The organism is Acinetobacter sp. Ac8 (assembly GCF_055392545.1).
The window spans coordinates 4212659-4237606 of sequence record NZ_AP043689.1 but is presented as its reverse complement, the minus strand read 5'-3'; the positions used below and the strand labels follow the sequence as shown (position 1 = coordinate 4237606).

General features: G+C 40.2%; 23 protein-coding genes. 18 read left to right on the top strand and 5 right to left on the bottom strand.

The window, feature by feature from the left end; translation table 11 throughout:
• Position 1: 1 nt before the first annotated feature.
• The 5 genes from ACZ5QH_RS20080 to ACZ5QH_RS20060 all read right to left on the bottom strand — a co-directional run bounded on the left by ACZ5QH_RS20080 (position 2) and on the right by ACZ5QH_RS20060 (position 6368).
• Entirely contained in the window at positions 2-1366 is a 1365-nt protein-coding gene (locus ACZ5QH_RS20080) for a MacA family efflux pump subunit (RefSeq protein WP_004816969.1), read from the bottom strand.
• A gap of 111 nt (positions 1367-1477) precedes the next feature.
• Entirely contained in the window at positions 1478-2470 is a 993-nt protein-coding gene (gene holA, locus ACZ5QH_RS20075; RefSeq protein ID WP_303577396.1) for a DNA polymerase III subunit delta, read from the bottom strand.
• A 4-nt stretch (positions 2471-2474) separates the two neighbouring features.
• Positions 2475-3008: an LPS-assembly lipoprotein LptE gene (locus ACZ5QH_RS20070; protein ID WP_234624052.1), complete on the bottom strand. Its 534-nt coding sequence runs from the start codon at positions 3006-3008 to the stop codon at positions 2475-2477.
• 212 nt (positions 3009-3220) lie between these two features.
• Positions 3221-5857, bottom strand: a complete 2637-nt coding sequence (leuS, locus tag ACZ5QH_RS20065) for a leucine--tRNA ligase (RefSeq protein WP_303577395.1) — start codon at positions 5855-5857, stop codon at positions 3221-3223.
• A 115-nt stretch (positions 5858-5972) separates the two neighbouring features.
• Positions 5973-6368, bottom strand: a complete 396-nt coding sequence (locus ACZ5QH_RS20060; RefSeq protein ID WP_004816974.1) for a DUF4124 domain-containing protein — start codon at positions 6366-6368, stop codon at positions 5973-5975.
• A gap of 575 nt (positions 6369-6943) precedes the next feature.
• Here ACZ5QH_RS20060 and ACZ5QH_RS20055 point away from each other — a divergent pair.
• The 18 genes from ACZ5QH_RS20055 (at position 6944) to ACZ5QH_RS19970 (ending at position 24819) form a co-directional block, all read left to right on the top strand.
• Positions 6944-8671, top strand: coding sequence for an acetolactate synthase 3 large subunit (locus ACZ5QH_RS20055; RefSeq protein WP_034612315.1), 1728 nt, complete (start codon positions 6944-6946; stop codon positions 8669-8671).
• Positions 8668-9159 (top strand): acetolactate synthase small subunit, encoded by a 492-nt coding sequence (gene ilvN, locus ACZ5QH_RS20050; protein WP_004725868.1) that lies wholly within the window; start codon positions 8668-8670, stop codon positions 9157-9159. Before ACZ5QH_RS20055 ends, ilvN begins: the two co-directional genes overlap by 4 nt.
• Positions 9160-9308: 149 nt before the next feature.
• Positions 9309-10325, top strand: coding sequence for a ketol-acid reductoisomerase (gene ilvC / locus ACZ5QH_RS20045; RefSeq protein ID WP_004725869.1), 1017 nt, complete (start codon positions 9309-9311; stop codon positions 10323-10325).
• An 87-nt stretch (positions 10326-10412) separates the two neighbouring features.
• Complete coding sequence (locus ACZ5QH_RS20040; RefSeq protein WP_034612319.1) at positions 10413-11210, top strand: tetratricopeptide repeat protein; 798 nt, start codon at positions 10413-10415, stop codon at positions 11208-11210.
• A gap of 106 nt (positions 11211-11316) precedes the next feature.
• Entirely contained in the window at positions 11317-12147 is an 831-nt protein-coding gene (locus ACZ5QH_RS20035; RefSeq protein ID WP_303577394.1) for an XAC2610-related protein, read from the top strand.
• Positions 12148-12234: 87 nt separating this feature from the next.
• A complete protein-coding gene (locus ACZ5QH_RS20030) occupies positions 12235-13521 on the top strand; it encodes a glycosyltransferase family 4 protein (RefSeq protein ID WP_303577393.1) in 1287 nt (428 codons plus the stop codon).
• Between the two features lie 31 nt (positions 13522-13552).
• The gene (locus tag ACZ5QH_RS20025) at positions 13553-14104 is read left to right on the top strand and encodes a phosphatase PAP2 family protein (RefSeq protein ID WP_303577392.1); all 552 of its coding nucleotides are present in this window, start codon (positions 13553-13555) and stop codon (positions 14102-14104) included.
• Between the two features lie 218 nt (positions 14105-14322).
• Positions 14323-14523 carry a Fe-S cluster assembly protein IscX gene (gene iscX / locus ACZ5QH_RS20020; RefSeq protein ID WP_004725877.1) on the top strand — a complete coding sequence of 67 codons (201 nt, stop codon included), beginning with the start codon at positions 14323-14325 and terminating at the stop codon, positions 14521-14523.
• A 143-nt stretch (positions 14524-14666) separates the two neighbouring features.
• On the top strand, positions 14667-15098 hold the full coding sequence (gene ndk, locus ACZ5QH_RS20015; RefSeq protein WP_004725878.1) for a nucleoside-diphosphate kinase: 432 nt from the start codon (positions 14667-14669) through the stop codon (positions 15096-15098).
• A gap of 178 nt (positions 15099-15276) precedes the next feature.
• Positions 15277-16521 carry a dual-specificity RNA methyltransferase RlmN gene (gene rlmN / locus ACZ5QH_RS20010; RefSeq protein WP_209828006.1) on the top strand — a complete coding sequence of 415 codons (1245 nt, stop codon included), beginning with the start codon at positions 15277-15279 and terminating at the stop codon, positions 16519-16521.
• A 65-nt stretch (positions 16522-16586) separates the two neighbouring features.
• Complete coding sequence (gene pilW / locus ACZ5QH_RS20005) at positions 16587-17390, top strand: type IV pilus biogenesis/stability protein PilW (protein WP_303577391.1); 804 nt, start codon at positions 16587-16589, stop codon at positions 17388-17390.
• Positions 17381-18169: a helix-turn-helix domain-containing protein gene (locus tag ACZ5QH_RS20000; protein ID WP_004816988.1), complete on the top strand. Its 789-nt coding sequence runs from the start codon at positions 17381-17383 to the stop codon at positions 18167-18169. The genes pilW and ACZ5QH_RS20000 overlap by 10 nt, the downstream gene beginning before the upstream one ends.
• Before the next feature lie 21 nt (positions 18170-18190).
• Positions 18191-19306: a flavodoxin-dependent (E)-4-hydroxy-3-methylbut-2-enyl-diphosphate synthase gene (gene ispG, locus ACZ5QH_RS19995; protein ID WP_004725885.1), complete on the top strand. Its 1116-nt coding sequence runs from the start codon at positions 18191-18193 to the stop codon at positions 19304-19306.
• Entirely contained in the window at positions 19303-20598 is a 1296-nt protein-coding gene (gene hisS / locus ACZ5QH_RS19990; RefSeq protein ID WP_034612341.1) for a histidine--tRNA ligase, read from the top strand. The genes ispG and hisS overlap by 4 nt, the downstream gene beginning before the upstream one ends.
• A gap of 30 nt (positions 20599-20628) precedes the next feature.
• Positions 20629-21330, top strand: coding sequence for a YfgM family protein (locus ACZ5QH_RS19985; RefSeq protein WP_303577390.1), 702 nt, complete (start codon positions 20629-20631; stop codon positions 21328-21330).
• A complete protein-coding gene (gene bamB, locus ACZ5QH_RS19980) occupies positions 21330-22478 on the top strand; it encodes an outer membrane protein assembly factor BamB (protein WP_303577389.1) in 1149 nt (382 codons plus the stop codon). Before ACZ5QH_RS19985 ends, bamB begins: the two co-directional genes overlap by 1 nt.
• 200 nt (positions 22479-22678) lie before the next feature.
• Entirely contained in the window at positions 22679-24088 is a 1410-nt protein-coding gene (gene der / locus ACZ5QH_RS19975) for a ribosome biogenesis GTPase Der (protein WP_004725892.1), read from the top strand.
• Positions 24089-24147: 59 nt separating this feature from the next.
• Positions 24148-24819, top strand: a complete 672-nt coding sequence (locus ACZ5QH_RS19970) for a 4'-phosphopantetheinyl transferase family protein (RefSeq protein ID WP_034612347.1) — start codon at positions 24148-24150, stop codon at positions 24817-24819.
• Positions 24820-24948: the final 129 nt, after the last annotated feature.

Here is a 24948-nt window from a genome sequence, read left to right as displayed (position 1 = left end):
CTTAGAGTCTCATTGGGCCACTGTTTTTATTGCTTCGTTTTGCAGAGTCATTGGATGTATCTGAACCATCTGCTAGTACAACTTGATCACCTTCATTGAGGCCGCGCAGCACTTGGGCGGTTACACGGTTATTTAAACCAATTAAAACTTGTTTACGTTGAGCACTACCATCCGCCTGTAAAACACGAACAATCGAAACCGAAGCTTTACCTTGATCAATCAAAGTCTTTTCATCTGCTGTGAGTTCAAGGCGTTCTGGTCGATCAGCAGCATTTTGTCCATTTTTATTTGCTTGACCTTGAGGTGCAGATGCTGAACGAGTTGAATTTGCAGCAGATGCGCCATTTGCGGATTTATTGGCACGTTGTGGGCGGTTTGAAGACTGTAATGCCGCAGCAGGAACAGTCAGTGCATTTTTGGCTTCAGCCAAAATGATATACACCTGTGCGGTCATATCAATTCGGAGTTTACCGTCATCGTTTGGTACATCGAATAGGGCATTATAATAAATCGCTGTACTTGATGATGAGGAAGATGAATTGCTTGATGTTTCAGTATTAATTGATTCTGGTGCAGGCTCTACTTGACGCAGTGTTGCATAGCGTTTTTTCTCACTGTCACCCAGTGTGGTGAAATAAACTTTTTGACCTTCTTGAACTTTCATGACATCTGCTTCAGACACTTGTGCCTTGATGGTCATAGTGTCCAATTTTGCAAGTTTCACAATAGTTGGTGCACTTTGGTTGGCGTTTACCGTTTGACCTTCTTCGGTCACAATGGCTACCACGGTACCATCCATAGGAGCAACAATACGGGTATAACCTAAGTTTTCTTGTGATGTTGCAAGTGTAAGCTTGGATTGTTCAATTTGTGCATCCATCGAAGCAATATCAGCTTGTGCTGTTTTAAATGCCGCTAAGGCACTGTCATAATCTGCTTTAGAGGTTGCATCTTGTGCAAACATATTTTTTTGGCGGTTATATTCTGCCTCAGCTTTGGCTAAAGTCGCCTGTTTGGTTGTCAACTGAGCCTGTTGATTTTTAATATTGGCTTCAGCCGTTTTTAAATCGTTGCTTTGACGCACTGAATCAATTTGTGCAATCAGTTGACCTTGTTTAACTTGGTCACCCAGCTTGACGTACATTTTTTTAACTTGACCTGAAACCTGCGCACCAACGCTCACCATCTTGGTTGCTTCTAAATCACCTGTTGCAAGAACTGCATCTTCAATATCACCACGTGTGACTTCTGAGGTTATATACTGCGGTTGTGTATTTTTAGGCTTTAATACGTACCATGCGATTGCGGCAATGATGGCAAGACAAACCGCTATAAGAATGGCTTTGGCTGGTTTTATTTTTGGCATAGCGATAATTGGGCTGAGAGAAAAATTGATCAAATTATAATGATTAAATAAGGATAAAGCGTGAATTTTTTAAAATAAATGGAAATGAGAATTATTCTGTATAATATCTATCTAAGCATTGATAAATAAAGTTTTTCCACACAACTCAGCAATACATTGTTGAATGATATGTTCTGGACTTTCTTTGCTGAGTCCTTTGATTGCAGCATCTACACGCAATAAAAGTTGTGGCCAAGTTAAAAATGAATGTGGATTTAAGCGTCTAAGTGCTTGTTGATACAATGAAATCTTGGTTTTCCAAATGCCGAGCTGTAAGGCATTTTGTGGTTGTTCATACAACTGCATCAAAAGACGCATTTCTTTACTAATTGTCCATAAAATTAAACTGTTGGGTTCGCCTGACTCCACAAGATATTGGAAAATTTTAATCGAAAGTGCCAAGTTTCCAGCAATCAATGCATCACTTAAATCAAAGGTGCTATAACGTGATTGATCCTGTAAACATTCTTGTAAATGTTCAATTGAAATCTGTTTTTGATCTGGGAAGGTATCGGCAACACGCATCAGGCTGTTTTTGGCAGCCAAAAGATTATGTTCATGATGTTGTTCAAGCCAGATCCAGGCATCTTGATTTAATTGGACACCGAGCTGATCTGCTTCGATTGACAATATTCGTTGACGGTCTTGCGGGTAATTTGCGGTTAAAGCAATCACAACACCATTGGCTTCAACTGTTTGAAAGAAACTTGACTTTAGACTACTTGAGTCTTGTTTGGGCATAATGATCACAAGCAAGTTGTGTTCATTATGTTGAATATAGTGTTTGAGTTGTTTGAGTCCATTGGCATCGGGTTTGATATTACCATGGACTTCAAGTGCCAGATTTTGAGAAAATAAAGATAAGCTATTCAAAGCATTAAAGACATTTTTCCAGTCGGAAACGCTATTGAGATCATAGCGTTGTCTTTCTACTTCATGTTTTGCCCAGCTTTTTCTTAAAACATCGAGTAGGTTTTGTTCTAGAAGTGGTTCTTGACCATGTAAAATCCAAACACCTCGCGCTTCATCAACACGTTTAAGGGCTTGTAAATAGTCAAGTTTCATAGAATTATTGCGCTACAGGTTGGTTCGAAAGAGTACGTGCTTTAGGTAAGCGGTTGGCTGCAATTTGACGCGACATTTGTTGTGCAATGTCATCAATCAAAATTTGGCTCAGATATTTATATTGTTGATCATCTGTGTTGACCGTTGCAACATCATATTGATAACTACGAGATGCATTTAAGGTTCGAGGTTCAGTAATCGGATTCCCTTGTTTATCTTCAATCTGGAAAGTAACACTTAGACGGAGTAGTGTTTCTACCAATTTACCATTTAACTCATGACGAACGGGTTTGTAGTCTAATACTCGTAATACATAAGCATCACTTGAATTACTCAGTTGGACACCTGTCGCGGTTAAATAAACACTGAGTTTCTTTTCAAGATCTTCAGTATTCGCTGGTAACACCAGTTGTAATTTGGTGTAAACCAAAGGCGTTGCTTGGGCATTGGTGCCCTTTAAATGAAAGCCACAACCTACTAAGCCCGCACTCAGACCCAAAGTTAATACAACTGCAGCAACACGTTGAACTAAATGCATGCTTTGTCCTCATGAAATTCCATTGGATATGGAATATTTAATCTTTATAAATTCACGCCATTTTAGAATCAAAGCCCGTTGAATGACAACGGGCTTTGTTTGGGTTTTGTTTATTGCATTTAGTCCCCCTCTTTTTAAAGAGGGGTTAGGGGAGATTTTTTTCATAAAATCCCTCCAAACCTCCCTTTTAGAAAGGGAGGCTTAAAAGCTTTTTAAACCACCAAATTCACAAGTTTATTTGGAACCACAATTTCTTTCTTGGTTGGCCCCGTTAAGAATTGTTGAACCTCAGGCAATGCTTTAGCCAATGCCAATAATTCATCTTTCGATGCATCAACAGAGACTTCTAACTTGCCACGAAGCTTACCATTGACTTGAACTACGATGGTTTGTGTATTACGTGTTAATGCAGACTCATCAACCGTAGGGAACAGTACCGAAGTTAAATCGATATCAAACTTAGTCAATAAGGTCTGACTTAAGTGTGGTGCAAATGGTGCAAGTAAAGTCAGTAAAGTGGTAATTGCTTCACGTGCTACAGCAACATCGTTGTCATCTTTTGCTTCAAACTTATTGCTGGCATTGAGCAATTCCATCAAAGCTGCAATCGCAGTATTGAATGCATGACGACGTTCGATGTCATCACCCACTTTTTGAATCGTTTCATGAGTTTTACGACGTAGATCTTGCGCTTCAGTAGAAAGTTTCGAAGCATCAATTGCTGTTGCATGGTTGCCTTTTTCAAGGAAGCCTGCAACTAAACGCCATACACGTTTTAAGAAACGGTTTGCGCCTTCGACACCCGCATCAGACCATTCTAAAGATTGATCTGGTGGTGCAGCAAACATCATAAATACACGTGCAGTATCTGCGCCGTATTGGTCAATAATCGCTTGTGGGTCGATACCGTTATTTTTCGATTTCGACATTTTCTCTTGACCACCAACCACAACGTCTTGACCATCACCTGAATATTTAGCAGAAAGTACACGACCTTTCTCGTCTTTTTCTAACTCAATATCCGCAGGATTAAACCAAGTTTTTTTGCCACTTTCCGCTTCACGATAGAAGGTATCCGCTAAAACCATACCTTGAGTGAGTAAGTTGGTAAATGGTTCATTGCCTTGTACCACACCCTCATCACGCATAAGTTTATGGAAGAAACGTGCATAAAGTAAATGTAGGATGGCATGCTCTACACCACCAATATATTGGTTTACAGGCAACCAAGATTTTGCAGCTTCAGGTTTAACCAAACCACCCGTGAAATCAGGAGAAGCATAACGTGCATAATACCAAGATGACTCTACAAAGGTATCCAAAGTATCGGTTTCACGACGTGCATCACCACCACAGCTTGGGCATTTTGTTTGATAAAATTCAGGCATTTTATTTAAAGGATTACCTGAACCATCTGGAACCACATCTGTTGGAAGAACAACTGGCAGTTGATCTTCTGGAACAGTGACTTGACCACACTTGTCACAGTTGATCATCGGAATTGGACAACCCCAGTAACGTTGACGAGAAACTCCCCAGTCACGTAAACGGAATTGAACTTTAGCGCTGGCAAGACCTTGTGGTTCTAATTTACTTAGGAATGCATCAAAAGCAGCTTGGAAGTCTAAACCGTCAAATTCAGCTGAATTGACCAATTTACCTTCTTTAGAACCGTACCATTCCTGCCATTCAGACGCAGAGTATTCAGCATCATCTGAGCCTTTGGCATCAATGACTTGTTTGATTGGTAAGTTGAATTTATTGGCAAACTCAAAATCACGTTCATCATGTGCTGGAACGGCCATCACCGCGCCTGAACCATATGACATCAATACATAGTTTGCGATCCAAACAGGGATATCTTGACCCGTAACAGGGTGTTTAACAGATAAACTTGTTGCCATGCCTTTTTTCTCAGCAGTCGCAAGATCCGCTTCTGCAACAGAACCCATACGACATTCTTCAATAAAGGCAGCAAGTTCTGGCTTGCCTGCTTCAGATTGAATCGCAGCAGCTTTGAGCGCTAGAGGATGTTCAGCTGCAACCGCAACATAAGTTACCCCCATCAAGGTATCGGCACGTGTGGTATAAACCGTTAAACCATCTGCATAAATTTCAGGATTTGCCGACGGGAAGGTAATGTCCATACCCGTTGAACGACCAATCCAATTGCGTTGCATGGTTAAAACTTGTTGTGGCCAACCGTCTTTTAAGGTATCTAAATCGTCTAATAATTCTTGTGCATAATCGGTAATACGGAAGTAATACATTGGAATATCACGTTTTTCTACCAATGCACCTGAACGCCAACCACGTCCATTTTCAACTTGTTCATTTGCAAGAACAGTTTGGTCTACAGGATCCCAGTTTACTGTAGACAGCTTGCGATAAATCAAGCCTTTTTTATAGAGCTGTACAAATAACCATTGTTCCCAGTGGTAATACTCTGGTGTACAGGTGGCAAATTCGCGATCCCAGTCGACAGATAGACCAAGTTTCTTCAATTGATCGCGCATATATGCAATGTTTTCAAAGGTCCACTTTGCTGGCGCAACTTGATGGGCAATCGCTGCATTTTCAGCAGGTAAGCCGAAAGCATCCCAACCCATCGGTTGTAGCACAGTTTCACCTTTGAGACGGTGAAAACGGCTGATCACATCACCAATAGTATAATTACGCACATGACCCATATGCAGTTTGCCGCTTGGGTAAGGGAACATCGAGAGGATATAACGACGTGGACCTTCTACAGTGTCGGCAACTTTAAACGATTTGCGATCTTCCCAGTCTTTTTGGACTTGAGGCTCAATCGCATTTGCTTGATATTCAGGGTCAATATGAGTAGTCATAAATGTATTTGAGAATAATGGTTAAAAAACTGTGCACACAGCATAGCGCAAAATCCATCTAAAAGTGAATTTTGCGCGCTTTTAAATCTGAAAAACTTGTGATTTTACTTTTAATTTAATTATTGACTGGGGCAACACTAATAGGTGTATTTTGCCCATTTTGTGGAACAACATTCGGCTGTTGTGTATTCGGTGGGTTAACCACTGGTGCTGGGGTTACCGGTTGAGTACCTTGTGGTTGCCCATTTTGTGGCTGATTTTGTGGTGTATGCGGCTGAGCTGTTGGTGCTGAGTTGGTGGGTGTTGAATCTCCATGATAGCCATAAGTATTCACCTTGCTTTGGCTACGCGCATTCTTCGGCGGTGGTGTGGTGGTGTAATGGGTAGAGCCTTTGCTGTCTACCCATTTATAATACTGTTTTGCATGACTGGCGCTGACCCCAACCACAGAGAATAAGGCAAAAATTGTCGATACAAAAGCCGTGTGTGCAAAGCGTTGACGTTGTTTCATTTTATAAAACCTTTGAGTCATTTTTTATTCAGATGAAAACGAAAAATCATTCTGCTATCTAATATACATCGGATTGTTTTCGCTTGATCTGGGTATTTTAGAAATCGTATTTATTTTATACAGAAAAATAAAATTTTAAATAATTCTTTTGCAATTTTATTGGCTTATAAGTCTTTGAAAATTTTATTTATAAGACAACCAAAAAAAAGGAATAGTTTTAAAAATAAACGCTTGGTAAATAAACAATAAAAAGCCTGATAGAAACCTTGACTTTGTTCGCTAAAACTACAAAAATGCTTGCTTTAGTTTCAGATGTTTTTTTCGATCACCCTTCGAGTAAAAATATCAAAGCAAGCAATAACATTTTCTCTAAGCCGAGAAAATGACTCTACCGAAGCATGTTTATCCCAACATATTTCAGTGATTCATACAGCTCAAACAGCTGCGTGACGATTTATTTTTTTATTGCTGCAAAAACTAGTAAATATGTGTGCTATAACAGAGCGCACAATCAATGAATGAAACACGGCCTGTGTCTCCCATAGCGCTGTGGAATAAAGATTAGGGTGAATACGTTGGAACTTTTATCTGGTGGTGAAATGCTCGTTCGTGCATTGGCGGACGAAGGCGTTGAACATGTTTTTGGATATCCAGGCGGCGCAGTATTACATATTTATGATGCGCTATTTAAACAAGATAAAATCAATCATTACCTCGTACGTCATGAGCAAGCTGCTGGTCATATGGCAGATGCTTACTCACGTGTGACGGGTAAAACAGGTGTAGTGCTGGTCACTTCTGGACCTGGCGCAACCAACACTGTAACACCAATCGCTACAGCCTATATGGACTCAATCCCAATGGTGATTTTGTCTGGACAGGTTGCCAGCCATCTTATTGGTGAAGATGCATTCCAAGAAACAGATATGGTCGGTATTTCTCGTCCGATCGTAAAACATAGTTTCCAAGTGCGTCATGCAAGTGAAATTCCTGCCGTTATTAAAAAAGCATTTTATATTGCTGCTTCAGGTCGTCCGGGTCCTGTTGTGGTTGATATTCCGAAGGATGTCACCAATCCTGTCGACAAATTTGCTTATGAATATCCTGAAAAAGTGAAGATGCGCTCTTATCAGCCACCTCACCGCGGTCATTCAGGTCAAATTCGTAAAGCCATTGATGAGCTGATTAATGCCAAACGCCCTGTGATTTATACAGGTGGCGGTGTTGTTCAAGGCAATGCTTCTGCATTACTGACTGAATTGGCGCATTTATTGAATTACCCAGTGACCAATACGCTGATGGGTTTGGGTGCGTTCCCAGGCGATGATGAGCAATTCTTGGGTATGTTGGGTATGCATGGTACATACGAAGCCAATATGAGTATGCATAATGCTGATGTTATCTTGGCGATCGGTGCGCGTTTTGATGACCGTGTAACCAATAATCCGGCGAAGTTCTGTACTAACGCGAAAGTGATTCATATTGATATCGACCCAGCGACGATTTCAAAAACCATTATGGCGCATATCCCAATTGTGGGTGCGGTAGAGCCAGTACTTCAAGAGATGTTGGTTCAATTGAAACAAATGAATGTTTCTAAACCAAACCCTGAAGATATCTCGGCATGGTGGTCACAAATCAACGAATGGCGCAAAGTACATGGTTTGCGTTATGCGCCAGGTGAAAATGGTGTGATGAAACCACAACAAGTGGTTGAAGTATTAGACAAAGTAACCAATGGTGAAGCGATCATTACTTCTGACGTTGGTCAGCATCAAATGTTTGGTGCGATGTATTACAAATACAAACGTCCACGTCAATGGATCAACTCAGGTGGCCTAGGCACAATGGGTGTGGGTTTGCCTTATGCCATGGCTGCAAAACTTGCATTCCCAGATCAACAAGTGGTGTGTATCACAGGTGAAGCATCGATTCAGATGTGTATCCAAGAGCTTTCTACATGTAAGCAATATGGCTTAAATGTGAAAATTCTGTGCTTGAACAACCGTGCTTTGGGGATGGTAAAACAATGGCAAGATATGAACTATGAAGGACGTCATTCAAGTTCTTATGTTGAGTCATTACCCGATTTTCCAAAATTGATGGAAGCTTATGGCCATGTAGGTATCCAGATTGACCATGCGGATGAGCTTGAATCTAAGCTTAAAGAAGCAATGGCGATTAACGATAAATGTGTATTCATTAACGTGATGGTTGATCGTACCGAGCATGTATATCCGATGCTTATTGCAGGTCAATCTATGCAAGATATGTGGTTGTCTAAAGGGGAGCGTACTGAATGAGACATATTATTTCTGTACTCGTTGAAAACGAAGCTGGTGCGCTTTCTCGTTTAGTGGGGTTGTTCTCTCAACGTGGTTATAACATTGAAACTTTAAATGTCGCACCAACTGAAGATCCAACCATGTCACGTTTGACATTAACCACTTATGGTGATGACCATAAAATTGAGCAAATCACCAAACAGCTGAATAAGTTGGTCGAAGTGGTTAAAGTGGTTGATTTGTCAGAAGGCGCACACATTGAGCGTGAACTGATGCTGATTAAAGTCAAAGCATTGGGTTCTGCACGTGCTGAAATTAAGCGCACAGCGGATATCTTCCGTGCTCAAGTGGTTGATGTTACACCAACGACTTATACCATTCAGATTGCGGGTACAACTGAAAAAATTGATGGCTTTATTGATGCACTTGCAGAAAACACAATTTTAGAAGTTGTTCGTTCTGGTGTATCTGGTATTGCTCGTGGTGAAAAGGTTCTTTCACTCTAGTTGCACCTCAACCAGTAATTAATTATTTGATTTTTTATTCCCTCATGTATAACCTCTCCTCGCAATAGGAGAGGGACTTAGACTAGAAGATTCAAAACAATAATCTTCAGGATAGGAAGAGGAAACACAGCATTTTAGCGGAGACAGCAATGCAAATTTTTTATGATAAAGACTGCGACTTATCTATCATCCAAGGTAAAAAAGTAGCGATCATTGGTTATGGTTCACAAGGTCATGCTCACGCGCAAAACCTTCAAGACTCAGGTGTAGACGTTACTGTTGGTTTACGTGCTGGTTCTACTTCTTGGAAAAAAGCTGAAAATGCAGGCCTTAAAGTTGCTGAAGTTCCAGCTGCTGTTGCTCAAGCTGATTTAGTGATGATCTTGACACCAGATGAGTTTCAATCACAGCTTTATCGTGACGTGATCGAACCAAACATCAAAGAAGGTGCGACTTTAGCATTTGCACATGGTTTCGCTGTACTTTATAACCAAGTTGTTCCACGTAAAGATTTAGACGTGATCATGGTTGCACCAAAAGCACCAGGTCATACTGTACGTTCAGAATTCCAACGTGGTTCAGGTGTACCTGATCTTATCGCGATTCATCAAGATGCTTCTGGTAATGCACGTAACGTTGCACTTTCTTACGCTTCAGGTGTAGGCGGTGGTCGTACAGGTATCATCGAAACTTCATTCCGTGAAGAAACTGAAACTGACTTATTTGGTGAGCAAGCAGTACTTTGTGGTGGTGCTGTTGAATTGGTTAAAATGGGTTATGAAACGCTTGTTGAAGCGGGTTATGCACCTGAAATGGCTTATTTCGAATGCTTGCACGAACTTAAATTAATCGTTGATTTAATGTTTGAAGGCGGTATTGCGGACATGAATTATTCAGTATCTAACAATGCTGAATACGGTGAATATGTGACTGGCGTTGAAGTGATCAACGAGCAATCACGTGAAGCGATGCGTAATGCACTTAAACGTATCCAATCAGGTGAATATGCGAAGATGTTCATCCAAGAAGGTGCATTGAACTATCCATCTATGACAGCTCGTCGCCGTCAAAACGCAGCTCACGGTATTGAAGTGACTGGCGGTAAATTACGCGCGATGATGCCTTGGATTCAAGCCAACAAAATCGTAGATAAAGAAAAGAACTAATTTTTAGTTTTTATCAAAGCCCACTCTTTTGAGTGGGTTTTTTTATGTTATATTTTAGCTAAAGTTAATAATAAAACAGAAAATAACATGACATTAAAAACATATTTAGTCAGCATTAGTATGCTTGGCTGTAGTGCTATATATCCCGTATATGCGCAGAATGCGAGCGTAGATGATTCTATGCAAAAATCTAGGCAGAATTATGATCAAGTTCAAAATACCCAAAATAAATTACTCGATGAAAAGATTGCGTACAATGCTTTAGAAAAAGCCAAGCAGTCTTTAAATGCGGGGCATCCACAACAGGCCATCGCAGCATTACAGACTGCAATTCAGTATTTTGAAAAATACCAAAACAATAGCCACGATACTCTCTATGCAGCCAATGGCACTGCTGAAACCTTGCTATACCTGATGCTTGATATAGGAAAGCAAAAAAATATTCGAGTTTTTTCAAGTTGTTGGGCGGACTTATACTTTCAAGCCGCTTATGCATTTATTGAATTGAATGATTTAAAGAATGCTCAAGTAAAGTTAAAAAGTGCTTTAACACTATCACCTTTTAATAGTGTGTATTTAAAAGAGGCAGGCTTTATTCAGCAAGCACAAAACCAGTGGCAAGCCTCATTGGAAAGCTATAAAGCTGCTGAACAGCATCTGTATTTGCTTGAGCCTGAAGAAAAAAGATTGGCAATTCAACAGAGTGTAAGACGCAGTTTAGGGGTGAGTTTGATTGAATTAAATCAACTGGATGAAGCTACTCAATATTTTAATAAAGTTTTAAAGGTTGATCCCTCAGACGCAAAAGCGCGTAATGAATTAAAGTATATTGAGGAGTTGAAGAAAAAAGGTCATGTTGCCAAACAGCCAATTGGTCGCGTCTAAATCGCGCTTTTTAAAATCATCTTTAGGGTAGCAATTTTTAACTAATAAAAATTTATTTTGTGATAAATTACACATTATTGATTCTGGTTAAACGTGGTATTCAAGCATGAAATCTAAACTTCTCATCGCAATGACGACTTTGTCTATTTCATGCTTTAGTTTTGCTGAAACGCAGTCCACTTCGAGCAACACTGCGCTAAAACCGTTGAGTGGCGTACGTGTATCGATGCAACGTATGCTTAAGTCGAGTGAAGGTCGATACTTTATGAACCTTTATGCGGGGATTGCCCATCCGCACGGTGTGTTGACGGATTTAATGGATGGTACAACAACAGATTTTAAAGGGACACAAAAAGCTGATCAGTTGGATTTAAAGTCGATCACTACTGAATCAGATCCTTCTGTAAATGGTAGTGATCAATTAACTGGTCTATTAAATGCAAATACAGGTGTGTTTAAAGCATCATTGTTAAAGAAACCAAATACAGCTTGGCAGTCGATACAGTTTGAGCCTGCTTTTAAAGTCACCAATAAACCCGTTTTTATCTTTAAATTTTATGCTCAAGATGATGCCAATAGCCCTTATGGAAAAACCTTAAAACGTGTTGATGTGTTAAATAAAACCAACAATACAGTGGTACAGAGCTTGACAGGTTTTACTGGTTATCCAAACAGTATTGGCTATATGGATATTAATTTTGATGGTTATTATGATGTCATTGTGTCGGACTTGTCACAAGGCCGTACAGTCGATGATAAGCGCTATATTTACTGGATGTACAATCCAAAAACACAACAATTTCAACGTTCTCCGCAACTTGAGAAAATTGTTGGTTTCCCAAGTTTACATGGTGAAAAACAACAAATTGATTTTGGTAATGGACAGCTTTATCAAGTTCAGAATGGTTTGTTAAATCGTATTTCTGATGAAAACTGATAATGGTCAAAAAACTGTCATTAAATAATCATTAAAATGTCAAAAACTTAGCCTAATCTATTCAAAAATGAAGAGATTAGGTATCGTATGAATAAACCGTACGCGAACACCTTGCAATTTAAACAACAAGATTTTCCCGATAACTTTAAATTTTATTTTAATCCAAACAAGAAAAAAATCGATACGAATAAAGACCATCTTATTCGTGACTTATCCCGACCTCGACTAAAAATTGCAATCGTGACTGAAACATGGCCACCAGAAATCAATGGTGTTGCTTTGTCTTTAATGCAACTGTGTAAAGGCTTGCAGAACCAAGGCCATAAAATATTACTAATTCGCCCTGCACAAAAGACCCAATGTCAAGACTTTAGCCCGAATAAAGAGTGCTTTGTGACTGGGCAATCAATTCCGAAATATCCAGACATGAAGTTTGGCTGGCCCCAATTTCTAAAAGTCTCTCAAGCGATTTCGGCATTTTCACCTGATGTGGTACATATCGTGACTGAAGGGCCTTTAGGCTTTACTGCGCTGCATGCGGCAAAGACACGACGAATTCCGGTATCAAGTGGTTTTCATTCACAATTCCAAGAATTTAGCCGCTTTTTTGATTTAGCGTTCTTGGTCAAACCGATTCAAAGTTATTTGCGATGGTTCCATAACGCAACGCAACTGACCTGTGTGCCAAGCCGTGATACAGAACAGGCATTACGTGAGTTTGGTGTGACCTGTCCATTGGTTGTGGTCGGGCGAGGAATTGATACAGAACGCTTTTCATCACAACGCTACTCTGAACAGTTGAGACAACAGTGGGGTGTAGATGAAGACACCACAGTCTTGATCTATGTTGGGCGTTTGTCTTCTGAAAAAGAAGTCAATGTGGTGATTGATGCCTATTCTGAACTGCGGCAACAAGCACAACGAAAAGTAAAGTTGGTGCTGGTAGGGCATGGTCCAGATCGTGGTCGTTTAGAAAAAATGCCGGGTGCTGAACATGTGATTTTTATGGGCAGTCTAACTGGCACACAACTTGCTGAAGCCTATGCGAGTGCAAATGTTTTTGTTTTTGCAAGTCAGGTAGAAACCTTTGGGAATGTCGTTATCGAAGCGATGGCGAGTGGTTTACCGATTATTGCTTATGACTATGCCTGCGCTCAACTTCATGGCAGACATGCGCAGAATGGCTGGTTATGTCCAATTGGAGACATCAAGCAATTCACTCAACATGTATTAGATCTTCCAGATAACAGCACACTCAAACGTTTCGGACAACAAGCGATGCATGATGTGCAAAGCATTGGATGGCAACATCCCGTACAACAATTCGAAGAAGCACTATACCAGGTAACACAGTATGCAAAACGACTGACCTAGTTCATCTCAAATAATGAGAGGAGAGTGGAAAATGAATTTTAAAAATACCAAAATAAAAATGCTCGATCTCGACCTTAGAGGTTGTTTATATCTCAATAATTTATCGCATACCCAAAGTATTGCGACGTTCTTTAAAACTGTGAGTCGGTTGGGAGATGGTCCTTTCTGGTGCGCAATGTTGGTTCTGATTTGGCTACAAAAGAGCTGGGTCTATGGTCTGCAACTTCTCTATGTCGTTGTTATGGGTCTTTTAGGAACAGGAATTTATAAGTTCTTAAAACACAAAACAGTGAGACCACGACCTTATCAAGTTCATCAAGTCATTATTCTGGGTGAACGACCATTGGATCATTTTAGCTTTCCGTCAGGTCATACGTTACATGCGGTCATGGTCACTATTGTCTTTGGCTATATTCAACCAGTGATGTTGTTCATTATGATGCCTTTTATCATTCTTGTGGCGTTATCTCGGATGGTTTTAGGCCTGCATTATCCAAGCGATGTCATTGTTGGCGCACTGATTGGTGCAAGTGTCGCGAGTTTGATTGTGTTAAGCGCTCCATATTTAGGAGTGATGTTATGATGGTTTACTTACTGCTGGTCTGTAATTTTATTTTTAAAGAATCTGATGATTTTGATCATCAAGGTTTTAACTTTGAATAATTGGCTCAATTCAATCCGTCTTGTAAATTAAACGCTTGAATCCGTGGTGAATCTTGTAAATGTCTAGAATGATTTATTTCTGAATGAATTGAGATTTGATACAGTAGCAGTATTAAATTGAGCAAAGGAAGACCTGATATGGGCTTACGTTGGACAGATACAATTGATATCGCAATTGAACTCAGTGAAGCGCATCCAGATGTGGATCCACAATGGGTGCGTTTTACCGATATGCATGCATGGATTTGTGCATTGCCAGAATTTAGTGATGATCCAACCAAATCGACTGAAGGTCTGCTAGAAGCCATTCAAATGGCATGGATTGATGAAGCGAATTAATGGCTTGAGATGTTGCTGAATGATGCTAAACGTCACAGCGCATCGAAAAATCCAAATTTTTTACAGATTAAAAGCAGAAAATTGTTCATTATTCGGTATAATGCGCCCAAATTTTCGTGTCAATTTGACTAAAGGAGCCACTCATGGCTATTGAACGTACTTTATCTATCGTAAAACCAGATGCAGTTGCTAAAAACCACATTGGTGACATCTTTGCTCGTTTCGAAAAAGCTGGTCTTAAAATCGTTGCGACTAAAATGAAACACCTTTCTAAAGCAGAAGCTGAAGGTTTCTATGCTGAGCATAAAGAACGTGGTTTCTTTGGTGACCTTGTTGCATTCATGACTTCTGGTCCAGTTGTAGTATCTGTTCTTGAAGGTGAAAACGCAGTTCTTGCTCACCGTGAAATTCTTGGTGCTACAAACCCTAAAGAAGCTGCTCCTGGTACAATCCGTGCAGATTTCGCTGTAAGCATCGATGAAAATGCTGCGCATGGTTCTGACTCAGTTGCATCTGCTGACCGTGAAGTAAATTACTTCTTCGCTCAAACTGAAGTTTGCCCACGTACTCGTTAATTCGACGTATCTAGGGTCTCTTTTTCTACACGAATAAATCTCCGATTTATGAATTGATAACAGACCCGAAACCAGATAGGTGATATACTACTTGTCTGGTTTTTTTATTTTTGTTGCTTTATTTGGCTAAATATTGGTCAATATGTTTTATTACTACGGCATGATTTAGGTAATCCCCATGAATTCTGAAGTTGTCGCTTCATCGTTAAATCTAGATGAACAGCAGCCTGCATCATCAAAATCTGCACAGGCTGATCGTATTCAGACTGCAAATGTGCAGAAAGTGAATTTACTTGGCATGTCACGTCCGCAATTGGAAAAATTCTTCGAAGAAATCGGCGAGAAAAAATTCCGTGCTGGGCAGGTAATGAAATGGATGCATCAATTTTTTATCACCGATTTTGCTGAAATGACCAATATTTCAGGAAAGTTGCGTGAAAAACTAGAAAGAATTTGTGAAATCAAAGCGCCAGAAGTGGTACATCGTAACTATTCGAAAGATGGAACCCGTAAGTGGGTATTCCGTGTTGGTGATGGTGCGGGCTCTTTGGTTGAAACGGTATTGATTCCAGCAGAAGATAAAACAGGTTCACGTAAAACACTGTGTATTTCATCACAAGTGGGTTGTGCTTTAGATTGCTCATTCTGTTCAACAGGAAAGCAAGGCTTTCAGCGTGATTTAACCCCCGACGAAATCATTGGACAGTTGTGGGTGGCCAACTATTCTTATATGGAAGAAGTACCTGTTGCTGAACGTGAGCGCTCGGTGACCAATGTGGTGATGATGGGAATGGGTGAGCCATTACTCAATTATGATGCTGTATTAAGCTCAATGAATATCATGTTAGATGATTTTGCTTATGGCATGTCTAAACGTCGTGTTACATTATCAACCTCAGGTGTTGTACCGAAAATCGACCAATTGGCACAAGATATAGATGTGGCTTTGGCGATTTCTTTACATGCGCCAAATGATGAATTACGTAATGAATTGGTGCCGATTAATAAAAAATATCCATTAGCACAATTGATTGCTGCATGTCAGCGTTATATTGCCAAAGATGGTAATGAAAGCTCTCGTAAACATGTCACTATTGAATATGTGATGTTGGAAGGGGTGAATGATCATCCTGAACATGCACAACAAATGATTAAGTTACTGAAAAACTTACCAAGTAAAATTAATTTAATTCCATTTAATCCATTTCCGCATGCGCCGTATGGCCGTTCAAGTCGAAATCGTATTATTTCTTTCCAAAAAACTTTGTCTGATGCAGGTTTTGTGTGTACGATTCGTCAGACACGTGGTGATGATATTGATGCAGCATGTGGGCAGTTGGTCGGGCAAGTGGCAGATCGTACCCGTCGTGCAGAGCAGTGGAAAAAGAAAGTTGCTGAACGTGGTGAGATTATTCGTTCATAAGCTTAAAGATTTGTAGACATACATTTATATCAACAAATAATCAGGGGCTGACTTTGAGAAAATCGATGTATCAAAAAGCAGTTGTAATATTGGCAATTGGTTTATCTGCATTGGTCGTACAGGGTTGTCAAACGACAAATTCAGACACAATAATAAAAAAAGATCCTGAAAAAGCCGTTAAAGTACGTACTCAGCTTGCTGCTGAATATATTCGTACAGGTGATTTAGATGCTGCAAAACGCGCACTAGACCAAGCTTTAGAAACTGATTCACGTGATTCTGCGGCAAATATGATGATGGGTGTCTTACTGCAACAAGAAGGCAGTAAGATCAGTATGGAAAAAGCAGACGGCTATTTTAAGCGTGCAATTTCCAGTGACTCAAAAAATGCACAAGCTCGTAATAATTATGGAACATATTTATTTGTTACTGAGCGCTATAATGACGCGATTGAACAATTGAGTATAGCTGGTGCTGCGCTTGGCTATGATCAGCGTTACAAGGCTTTAGAAAATTTAGGTCGGGTTTACTTAAAAGTGGGTGATGTGGCAAATGCTGAAAAAGCATTCAAACAAGCTTTACAAGTCAATCGCGATTCGATTATTTCTCTGGTAGAGTTATCAGAAATTTTCTATTTGCAACAAAAAAGTGCGCAAGCAAGTCAACTCTATAAGCAATATGTTCGTTTAGTAGGTCAGGACAAACAGGGTGCGAGAGCGCTTTGGATTGGTTTACGTATTGCACGTGCCAATAATGATCAGATGGGAATGCAAGTGTTGGTCAACCAACTGCGTGCATTGTTCCCGGACAGTAAAGAATATCAACGTTATCTGCAATTACAGTACAGTACTGAGGCCGTATGGAAGTAAATCCTAATTCACAGCAACCTACAGGTTCAAACGTAGCATCTAATGGCTTAGGAAATGTTCAACGTCCAGGTGAGTACTTGCGTCAAATTCGAGTATCCAAAAACCTAGACATTCAAGATGTTGCAAACGAACTAAAAATGCCTGTAAAAACCTTACAAGCATTGGAACAAGATGAATATAAGTCTTTGCCAGAAGCAACCTTTATTAAAGGTTATTATCGTTCATATGCCAAGTTTCTAGGTGTTGATGCAACGGTAATCATTCAACGCTTTGATGAAATTTATCAAAATGATACTGGGCTTTTGCCAAACCATGCATTGAACAACTCTCCAATCAAGATTATGGGGAAATTGCCTGGATCAAATAGTGATCGTAATAAAAAATGGTTAAAGCGAATTTTAATTGCCATTGTTGCGCTTGCGGTGATTTGGGCTGTGATTGCTGGAATTCAAAAAATGACATCGGGTAAAAGCGCTGATGTCGATGCCAAACCACAAGCCTCAGAAGTAGAAGTGTTGAATTTAAACAATGCAACTGCGACTTCAGGTGATCAAATGGTATTGAATTTCAGTCATCCAACTTCTGTACATATTGTAGATAGTACAGGAAAAGTTTTGGCGACTGGTCGCCAGTCGGCTGCTTTAACCGTTAATGGCCAATCACCATTCCAAATTCGTCTCGATGATGCAACTGCTGTGTCATTAAGCCTTAATAATGAACAGATTTCATTGTCTCCATATACAGTGAACGGAAAAGCAGAATTCCGTTTGTCACGTTAATGGGCAAGAGTAGATAAGATCATGATTGAGAATCCAATCAAGCGCCGTCCTACACGTAAAATACGTGTAGGTTCAGTGTATGTCGGTGGTGATGCACCGATCAGTATTCAAAGTATGACCAATACTGAAACCTGTGATGTCGATGCAACAGTTGCGCAGATTCAACGCTGTGCAGATGTTGGTGCGGACATTATGCGGGTATCGGTACCGACTATGGAAGCTGCTGAAGCTTTTGGTGAAATTCGTAAACGTGTCACGGTACCATTGGTTGCAGATATTCATTTCGATTATAAAATCGCATTGAAAGTTGCAGACATGGGTGCAGACTGTTTGCGGATCAACCCTGGGAATATTGGTTCTGAAGCCAAGATTCGTGAAGTGGTTGCTGCTGCACGTCATCACGATATTTCTATGCGTATTGGTGTCAATGCTGGATCTTTAGAAAAAGATATCCAAAAGAAATATGGTGAGCCGACAGGTCAGGCATTACTTGAATCTGCAATGCGTCATATCGACATATTGGATCGTTTAAACTTCCATGAGTTTAAAATTTCAGTAAAAGCATCAAATGTATTTTTAACAATGGATGCTTATCGTTTATTATCTGCACAAATTGATAATCCATTACATTTAGGTGTAACAGAAGCAGGGATTTATCGTACGGGTTCAGTGAAATCTGCGATTGCTTTAGGTGGTTTGCTGTTGGATGGTATTGGTGACACCATGCGTATTTCATTGGCGGCTGAGCCTGAAGAAGAAGTAAAAATTGGTTTTGATATTTTAAAATCCCTGAGCCTTCGTTCAAATGGGATTAACTTTATTGCTTGTCCAAGCTGTTCACGTCAGGAATTTAACGTGATCAAAGTGATGCAGGCTTTAGAGGAGCGTTTAGAAGATATTCGTACACCAATGGATGTGTCTGTCATTGGTTGTAAAGTCAACGGTCCGGGTGAAGCAAAAGAAGCTGATATTGGTATAGTCGGTGCAAGTCCGCGCTCACTCGTGTATCGTAATGGCGAAAAGAGTCACTTAATAGATACAAATCAGTTGGTTGATGAAATCGAAAGCATGGTTCGTCAACGTGTTCAAGAGCTTGAAAAAGCTAAAGCTAAAGAGATTATTCGTAGTTCATCATGAGTTCAATTGTCGCAATTAAAGGTTTTAATGACTTTCTCCCATCGCAAACACCTGCGTGGAGACGTCTTGAGCAGCATTTAGCATCGCTTATGGATGCATACGGTTATCAGCAAATCCGTTTGCCGGTGGTTGAACATACCAATCTGTTTAAGCGTTCAATTGGTGATGCAACTGATATCGTTGAAAAAGAAATGTACACTTTCTTCGATAAGGGTAATCCACCTGAATCTTTAACTTTGCGTCCAGAAGGCACAGCGGGTTGTGTACGTGCAATGTTGGAACATAACTTACTCCGTGGTGCAAATCCACGTGTTTGGTATGTTGGCCCAATGTTCCGCTATGAAAAACCACAAAAAGGTCGTTATCGCCAGTTTCACCAATTTGGTGTAGAAACTTTTGGTGTAGCGACACCTGATCAAGATGCTGAACTGATTCTCATGACTGCGCGTTTATGGAAACGCATGGGTGTTGCAGATAAAGTTCAACTTGAACTAAATACCTTGGGCGAGTCTGATGAACGTGCAGAGTATCGTGCTGCATTGGTTGAATTTCTTACAGCGCATCACGCTGATTTGGATGAAGATTCGCAACGTCGTTTAACCACCAATCCATTGCGAATTTTAGATTCGAAAGATGCACGAACTCAGCAAATTCTTGAAAATGCCCCTAAGTTGCATGATTTCTTAAAAGAAGACAGTTTGAATCATTTTGCTCAATTGCAACAGTATTTAACTGATGCAGGTATTGAGTTTGTCATCAATCAAAAACTAGTCCGTGGTTTAGACTATTACAACAAAACTGTTTTTGAATGGACAACGACACATTTAGGTTCTCAAGGAACGGTGTGTGCGGGTGGTCGTTATGATGGTTTGGTTGGACAGCTGAAAGGTAAGCCTGATCAATCTGTACCAGCAGTTGGTTTTGCCATGGGTATGGAACGTTTATTATTGCTTCTTGAACAAGTTGAAGACAATACACCTGTGCGTGAATGTGAGTTATTCTTGTTGTCAGATCCTGCAACACAAGGTCAGGCTTTGGTATTGGCTGAACAAATTCGTGATCAACTTGAAGCTGTAAATAGTACAATTCGTTTGAAAACAGGTTCACAGGGTTCAATGAAGAGTCAAATGAAGAAGGCAGACCAATCGGGTGCCATCTATGCTTTGATCTTTGGTGAGCGTGAGGCTGTAGCGCAGCAAGTTTTAGTCAAAGAACTTGCGACAGCAGAACAATATGAAATTAAGGCCACTGAAATTGTGCCTTTTTTCATTGAAAAATTTTCGTCAAAATAAGCCGATAATCATAAGGAAAAGGGGAGTCAAATGAGTGCAATGACTGATGATGAGCAACTGGATAGTGTGAAGTCATTTTTTAAGAAATATGGCTCGGCTATGGTGACAGGTGTCCTCATTGCATTGATTGCCTTTTTCGGTTGGGAATATTGGCAAAAGAAAACTTTGGCTGAAAATCAAAATGAAACAGCCAAAGTTCAGCAATTGATGGATGAGGCGCGAGCAGCCAATGGTGATGCTAAAGTCACTGCTGCCTTAGTCGCGTCAGCAGATAAAATTGTCAAAGGCAATCCAGATTCTGTTCATGCAATTCAAGCTCAAATTGTCATGGCAAAAGTTGCCTATGATAAAAATGACTATGCATTGGCTGAGCGTGAACTGAAAAAAGTTGAAAATTCTAAAATTAAAGACGCTGGTTTGTTACAAGTTGTAAAAATCAAACTTGCTGATGCACAATTGGCGCAAAAGAAGTTTGATGAAGCCTTGAAAACCTTGTCAGCTGTGAATGATCCTGCTTTTCAGGCAAGTGCTGATGAGTTAAAAGGTGATATTTATGTGGCAAAAAATGACACTGAAAATGCAAAAAAATCGTATCAAGCAGCATGGAATGCGGTCGTTGAGCGTAAACAAGAACGTCAAATTTTACAAATTAAACTCGAAAGTGTTGGCGTATTAGTAGAAGATCCTGATCTTGAACGCCCAATCTTAGCAACACAAGTGGATGAGTCTTAATGGATAGAAATTTTAAAATACCTTTTGCTTTAGCAATCTTATCAATCGCTTTAATCGGCTGTTCAAGTAATAAGACGAAAGAAGTGAAGATTAAGCCTAATCCACTGCCTAAAGTTGCACAAGCTTCGAGCTTGGTTCAAGTATTTTCGACCAGTGTTTCTTCGACCAGCAGTGAAGATGCATTACGTTTACGTTTAGATACAGACAATGGTGTTGTGTTTGCTTTAGATCCAAAAGGCGAAGTGGCTGCCTATAAAGGCAAACAGCGCTTATGGAATGCTAAAGTTACTAAAGACGGCTTAAGTTCTGGTGTTGAAGCAGCAGATGGTGTGGTGATTGTTGGTAATCAAAAAGGCCATGTTTTTGCATTAGACCAAGCAACGGGTGCGACCAAATGGTCTGCGCAATTGTCGGGTGCAATTATCAGTTCTGCTTTGATTCAATCTGGTCGTGTGATTGTGGTTGCAAATGACGGTACGGTTTATGCCCTAGATGTTGCGACAGGTCAGCAAGCGTGGACTTATAAATTACCAAGCGCTTCATTTAGCTTAAGAGGTCAAGCCACTCCAGTTAGTTTAGATCCACGTACCGTGCTTATCGGCACTTCTACTGGCTATATTTTTGCAATAGATAGCCTTGCAGGTGTACCGCGTTTACAACGTCGTGTTGCGGTATCTGAAGGTCGTTCTGATATTCAGCGTTTGATTGATGTGGACAGTGAGCCTGTTGTTTCAGGACAATATGTGGTTACGACGAGTTTCCAAGGTCAAGTCACTGTTCTAGATTTGGCTTCACAACGTGTTTTGTGGAGTGAAAATTCAAGCAGTATCAACCGTCCAGAAGTGGCCGATGGTAAAGTCATCGTATCGCAAACCGATGGTCAAATTATTGCGTATGACTTGATTACAGGTCAGCAGCTTTGGAAAAATGAGCAACTGCTCAATCGTAACTTAAGCAATCCTGTATTGCTCGGTTCAAATCTTGTTGTGGGTGATTTAGATGGTTATTTACATCAAATTGATCCAAATACAGGAACAACGTTAGGTCGTGCTAAAACCAGTGGTGAAGTACGTACGTTGAGAGTGATTGATAATCAAGTTTATGTTTCGACACGCAAAGGTGCAATGAGTATCTGGCAAAGTCGTTAACAGTTAATCAACAGACACGATTAGGATTCTCTATTTTTTTAGTCTTGTGTTAAAATAGAGCAATCCGTATGAATTCCATACACGGGGTGATTGAAAATCAATACCCCGTGTTTTTATTTTAGGTTTTTCCTATTCTTCTTCCTATACATTTCTGATGTTCAGACCAGTCATACTGGCTGATCTTGAATAAAGGTTATTTTATGAAACCCGTAATTGCGCTCATTGGTCGTCCAAACGTCGGCAAATCAACGTTATTCAACCAGATTACCAAGAGCCGTGATGCACTCGTTGCTGATTTTGCTGGTCTTACCCGAGATCGTAAATATGGTGATGCAACTTATGAAAATAAATCTTTCATTGTCGTTGATACTGGGGGTATCGGTGAAAATGAAGGTGGTATTGACTCATATATGGCAGAGCAATCAAAAACTGCGATTAATGAAGCCGATATCATTGTTTTTGTTGTCGATGCACGTGCTGGGCTATTGGCTTCTGATGAGCAGATTGCCCGTGAGTTGCGTACACTTGGTAAAAAGGTTTACTTGGTTGCCAACAAAGTCGATGGTGTACATGCTGAAGCTGCATTAGTTGAATTTTATAAACTTGGTATGGGTGAACCCTTACAAGTTGCGGCAAGTCATGGTCGTGGTGTTCAACAAATGCTTGAGGATATCTTGGTGGATGTCCCTGAAGATGAAAACCCAGAAGAACACGATAAGGCAACAGGGTTACGCTTAGCAATTATTGGTCGTCCAAATGTCGGTAAATCTACTTTGGTTAACCGTTTGTTAGGTGAAGATCGCGTTGTTGCATTTGACCAACCGGGTACAACCCGTGACTCGATTTATATTCCGTTTGAGCGTGATGGTCGTCAATATACCTTGATCGACACAGCGGGTGTACGTCGTAAAGGTAAAGTTGATGAAATGATTGAGAAATTCTCAATCGTTAAAACCCTACAAGCGATTAAAGATGCACATGTCATCGTGGTGGTTTTAGATGCACGTGAAGGTGTGGTTGAACAAGATCTACATTTGATCGGTTATGCACTCGAAGCTGGTCGTGCCATGGTGATCGCCATTAACAAATGGGACAACATGACTGAGTATGATCGCAAACAATGTAAATTGGATGTTGATCGTCGTTTTGACTTTATTCCTTGGGCAAAAGTACATTTGATTTCTGCTTTGCATGGAACAGGTGTCGGTGAGATGTATCCAACTATTCACCGTGCTTATGATTCATCACACTTAAAAGTTTCACCTGCAAAATTAACTCAGATTTTGAATGATGCAACTGAAGCACATCAACCGCCAATGATCAGTGGTAAACGTATTAAGATGCGTTATGCCCACATGGGTGGACAAAACCCACCAACGATTGTGATTCATGGTAATAAGGTGGATAAGACACCTGCGGACTACCGTCGTTATTTGGAAAATGTCTTCCGTAAAGTGTATAACCTTGAAGGTACACCGGTTCGCGTTGACTTTAAAACAGCTGAAAATCCATTTGAAGGCCGTAAATCTCAAATTGATGAGCGTGTTGCAGCACGTCGTCGTCGTTATGTACAGAAATTTAAAAAGGCTGAAAAGAAATTTAGAAGCTAAATTTAGCGTTGAACACATCAAAACCCAAAGTGATCTTTGGGTTTTTTTGATTTAAGATAATGAAAAATGTTTGGGAATGGATTGTGAATCGTATTATTCAATTGGATGTTAATTCTATTCAAAATATTCTTCCGACTTACCATTCGAGCGATCGAAAGGGGCAGATCCAAGAACTGAAACAGGCGATCTATCAATATAGAAACCAATTATTGTCCGATATTTTTTCAGTTGAAATCAGTAACCACTCTTTTGAAAAAACAGATTTTGGTAAACCCTATTTAATTGATTATCCAAAGTTTCACGTGAATCATTCACATAGCCAGCACCATTATGCTTTGGCGAGTAGCCAGCAGATCCAAGATTTGGGTGTGGATGTTGAGGACTTAGATCGAAAGGTGCGCTTTGAGGCTTTAGCTAAACATGCTTTTCATCCCCAAGAATATCAGGCTTGGCAAGCGTTAGACTTTGATCCTACTTTTTGGTTTAAGGTGTGGACCACAAAAGAGGCGATTTTAAAAGCATCAGGCTTAGGGATTCGTTTGAGTCTAAATGAGCTAAATACTGGAGTGCATGTGATGAATGATGGTGGGATCTCTACGCATCCGTTATTGGGCAGCTTTGCCTATCAAAATCTCCAGCTGAGCAGAGTCATGCTGACGGTGGCATGGCGTTCTGAATTATCCTGTAAGGGCTTTGCATTTCCACAGATTCAAATCATTCAACATGGTTAATTAAAGATTGTATAGACGTTTTCATTCTGCATAACACATAAATTGCAACAACGTTATTCCATATTAGAGTGTGGCATCTATACGTCTAAGTGCTGAAACTTTCAAGCTTAAGCCACCTGTATTGCAAAT

Coding starts and splice junctions, on each gene's coding strand:
- leuS (WP_303577395.1), bottom strand. CDS start 5,857: ATGACTACTCATATTGACCCTGAATATCAAGCAAATGCGATTGAGCCT.
- rlmN (WP_209828006.1), top strand. CDS start 15,277: ATGAATTCTGAAGTTGTCGCTTCATCGTTAAATCTAGATGAACAGCAG.
- pilW (WP_303577391.1), top strand. CDS start 16,587: ATGTATCAAAAAGCAGTTGTAATATTGGCAATTGGTTTATCTGCATTG.
- ACZ5QH_RS20000 (WP_004816988.1), top strand. CDS start 17,381: ATGGAAGTAAATCCTAATTCACAGCAACCTACAGGTTCAAACGTAGCA.
- ispG (WP_004725885.1), top strand. CDS start 18,191: ATGATTGAGAATCCAATCAAGCGCCGTCCTACACGTAAAATACGTGTA.
- ilvN (WP_004725868.1), top strand. CDS start 8,668: ATGAGACATATTATTTCTGTACTCGTTGAAAACGAAGCTGGTGCGCTT.
- ACZ5QH_RS20070 (WP_234624052.1), bottom strand. CDS start 3,008: ATGCATTTAGTTCAACGTGTTGCTGCAGTTGTATTAACTTTGGGTCTG.
- ACZ5QH_RS20060 (WP_004816974.1), bottom strand. CDS start 6,368: ATGAAACAACGTCAACGCTTTGCACACACGGCTTTTGTATCGACAATT.
- ilvC (WP_004725869.1), top strand. CDS start 9,309: ATGCAAATTTTTTATGATAAAGACTGCGACTTATCTATCATCCAAGGT.
- ACZ5QH_RS20080 (WP_004816969.1), bottom strand. CDS start 1,366: ATGCCAAAAATAAAACCAGCCAAAGCCATTCTTATAGCGGTTTGTCTT.
- hisS (WP_034612341.1), top strand. CDS start 19,303: ATGAGTTCAATTGTCGCAATTAAAGGTTTTAATGACTTTCTCCCATCG.
- ndk (WP_004725878.1), top strand. CDS start 14,667: ATGGCTATTGAACGTACTTTATCTATCGTAAAACCAGATGCAGTTGCT.
- ACZ5QH_RS19970 (WP_034612347.1), top strand. CDS start 24,148: ATGAAAAATGTTTGGGAATGGATTGTGAATCGTATTATTCAATTGGAT.
- ACZ5QH_RS20035 (WP_303577394.1), top strand. CDS start 11,317: ATGAAATCTAAACTTCTCATCGCAATGACGACTTTGTCTATTTCATGC.
- der (WP_004725892.1), top strand. CDS start 22,679: ATGAAACCCGTAATTGCGCTCATTGGTCGTCCAAACGTCGGCAAATCA.
- ACZ5QH_RS20025 (WP_303577392.1), top strand. CDS start 13,553: ATGAATTTTAAAAATACCAAAATAAAAATGCTCGATCTCGACCTTAGA.
- bamB (WP_303577389.1), top strand. CDS start 21,330: ATGGATAGAAATTTTAAAATACCTTTTGCTTTAGCAATCTTATCAATC.
- ACZ5QH_RS19985 (WP_303577390.1), top strand. CDS start 20,629: ATGAGTGCAATGACTGATGATGAGCAACTGGATAGTGTGAAGTCATTT.
- ACZ5QH_RS20040 (WP_034612319.1), top strand. CDS start 10,413: ATGACATTAAAAACATATTTAGTCAGCATTAGTATGCTTGGCTGTAGT.
- holA (WP_303577396.1), bottom strand. CDS start 2,470: ATGAAACTTGACTATTTACAAGCCCTTAAACGTGTTGATGAAGCGCGA.
- ACZ5QH_RS20030 (WP_303577393.1), top strand. CDS start 12,235: ATGAATAAACCGTACGCGAACACCTTGCAATTTAAACAACAAGATTTT.
- iscX (WP_004725877.1), top strand. CDS start 14,323: ATGGGCTTACGTTGGACAGATACAATTGATATCGCAATTGAACTCAGT.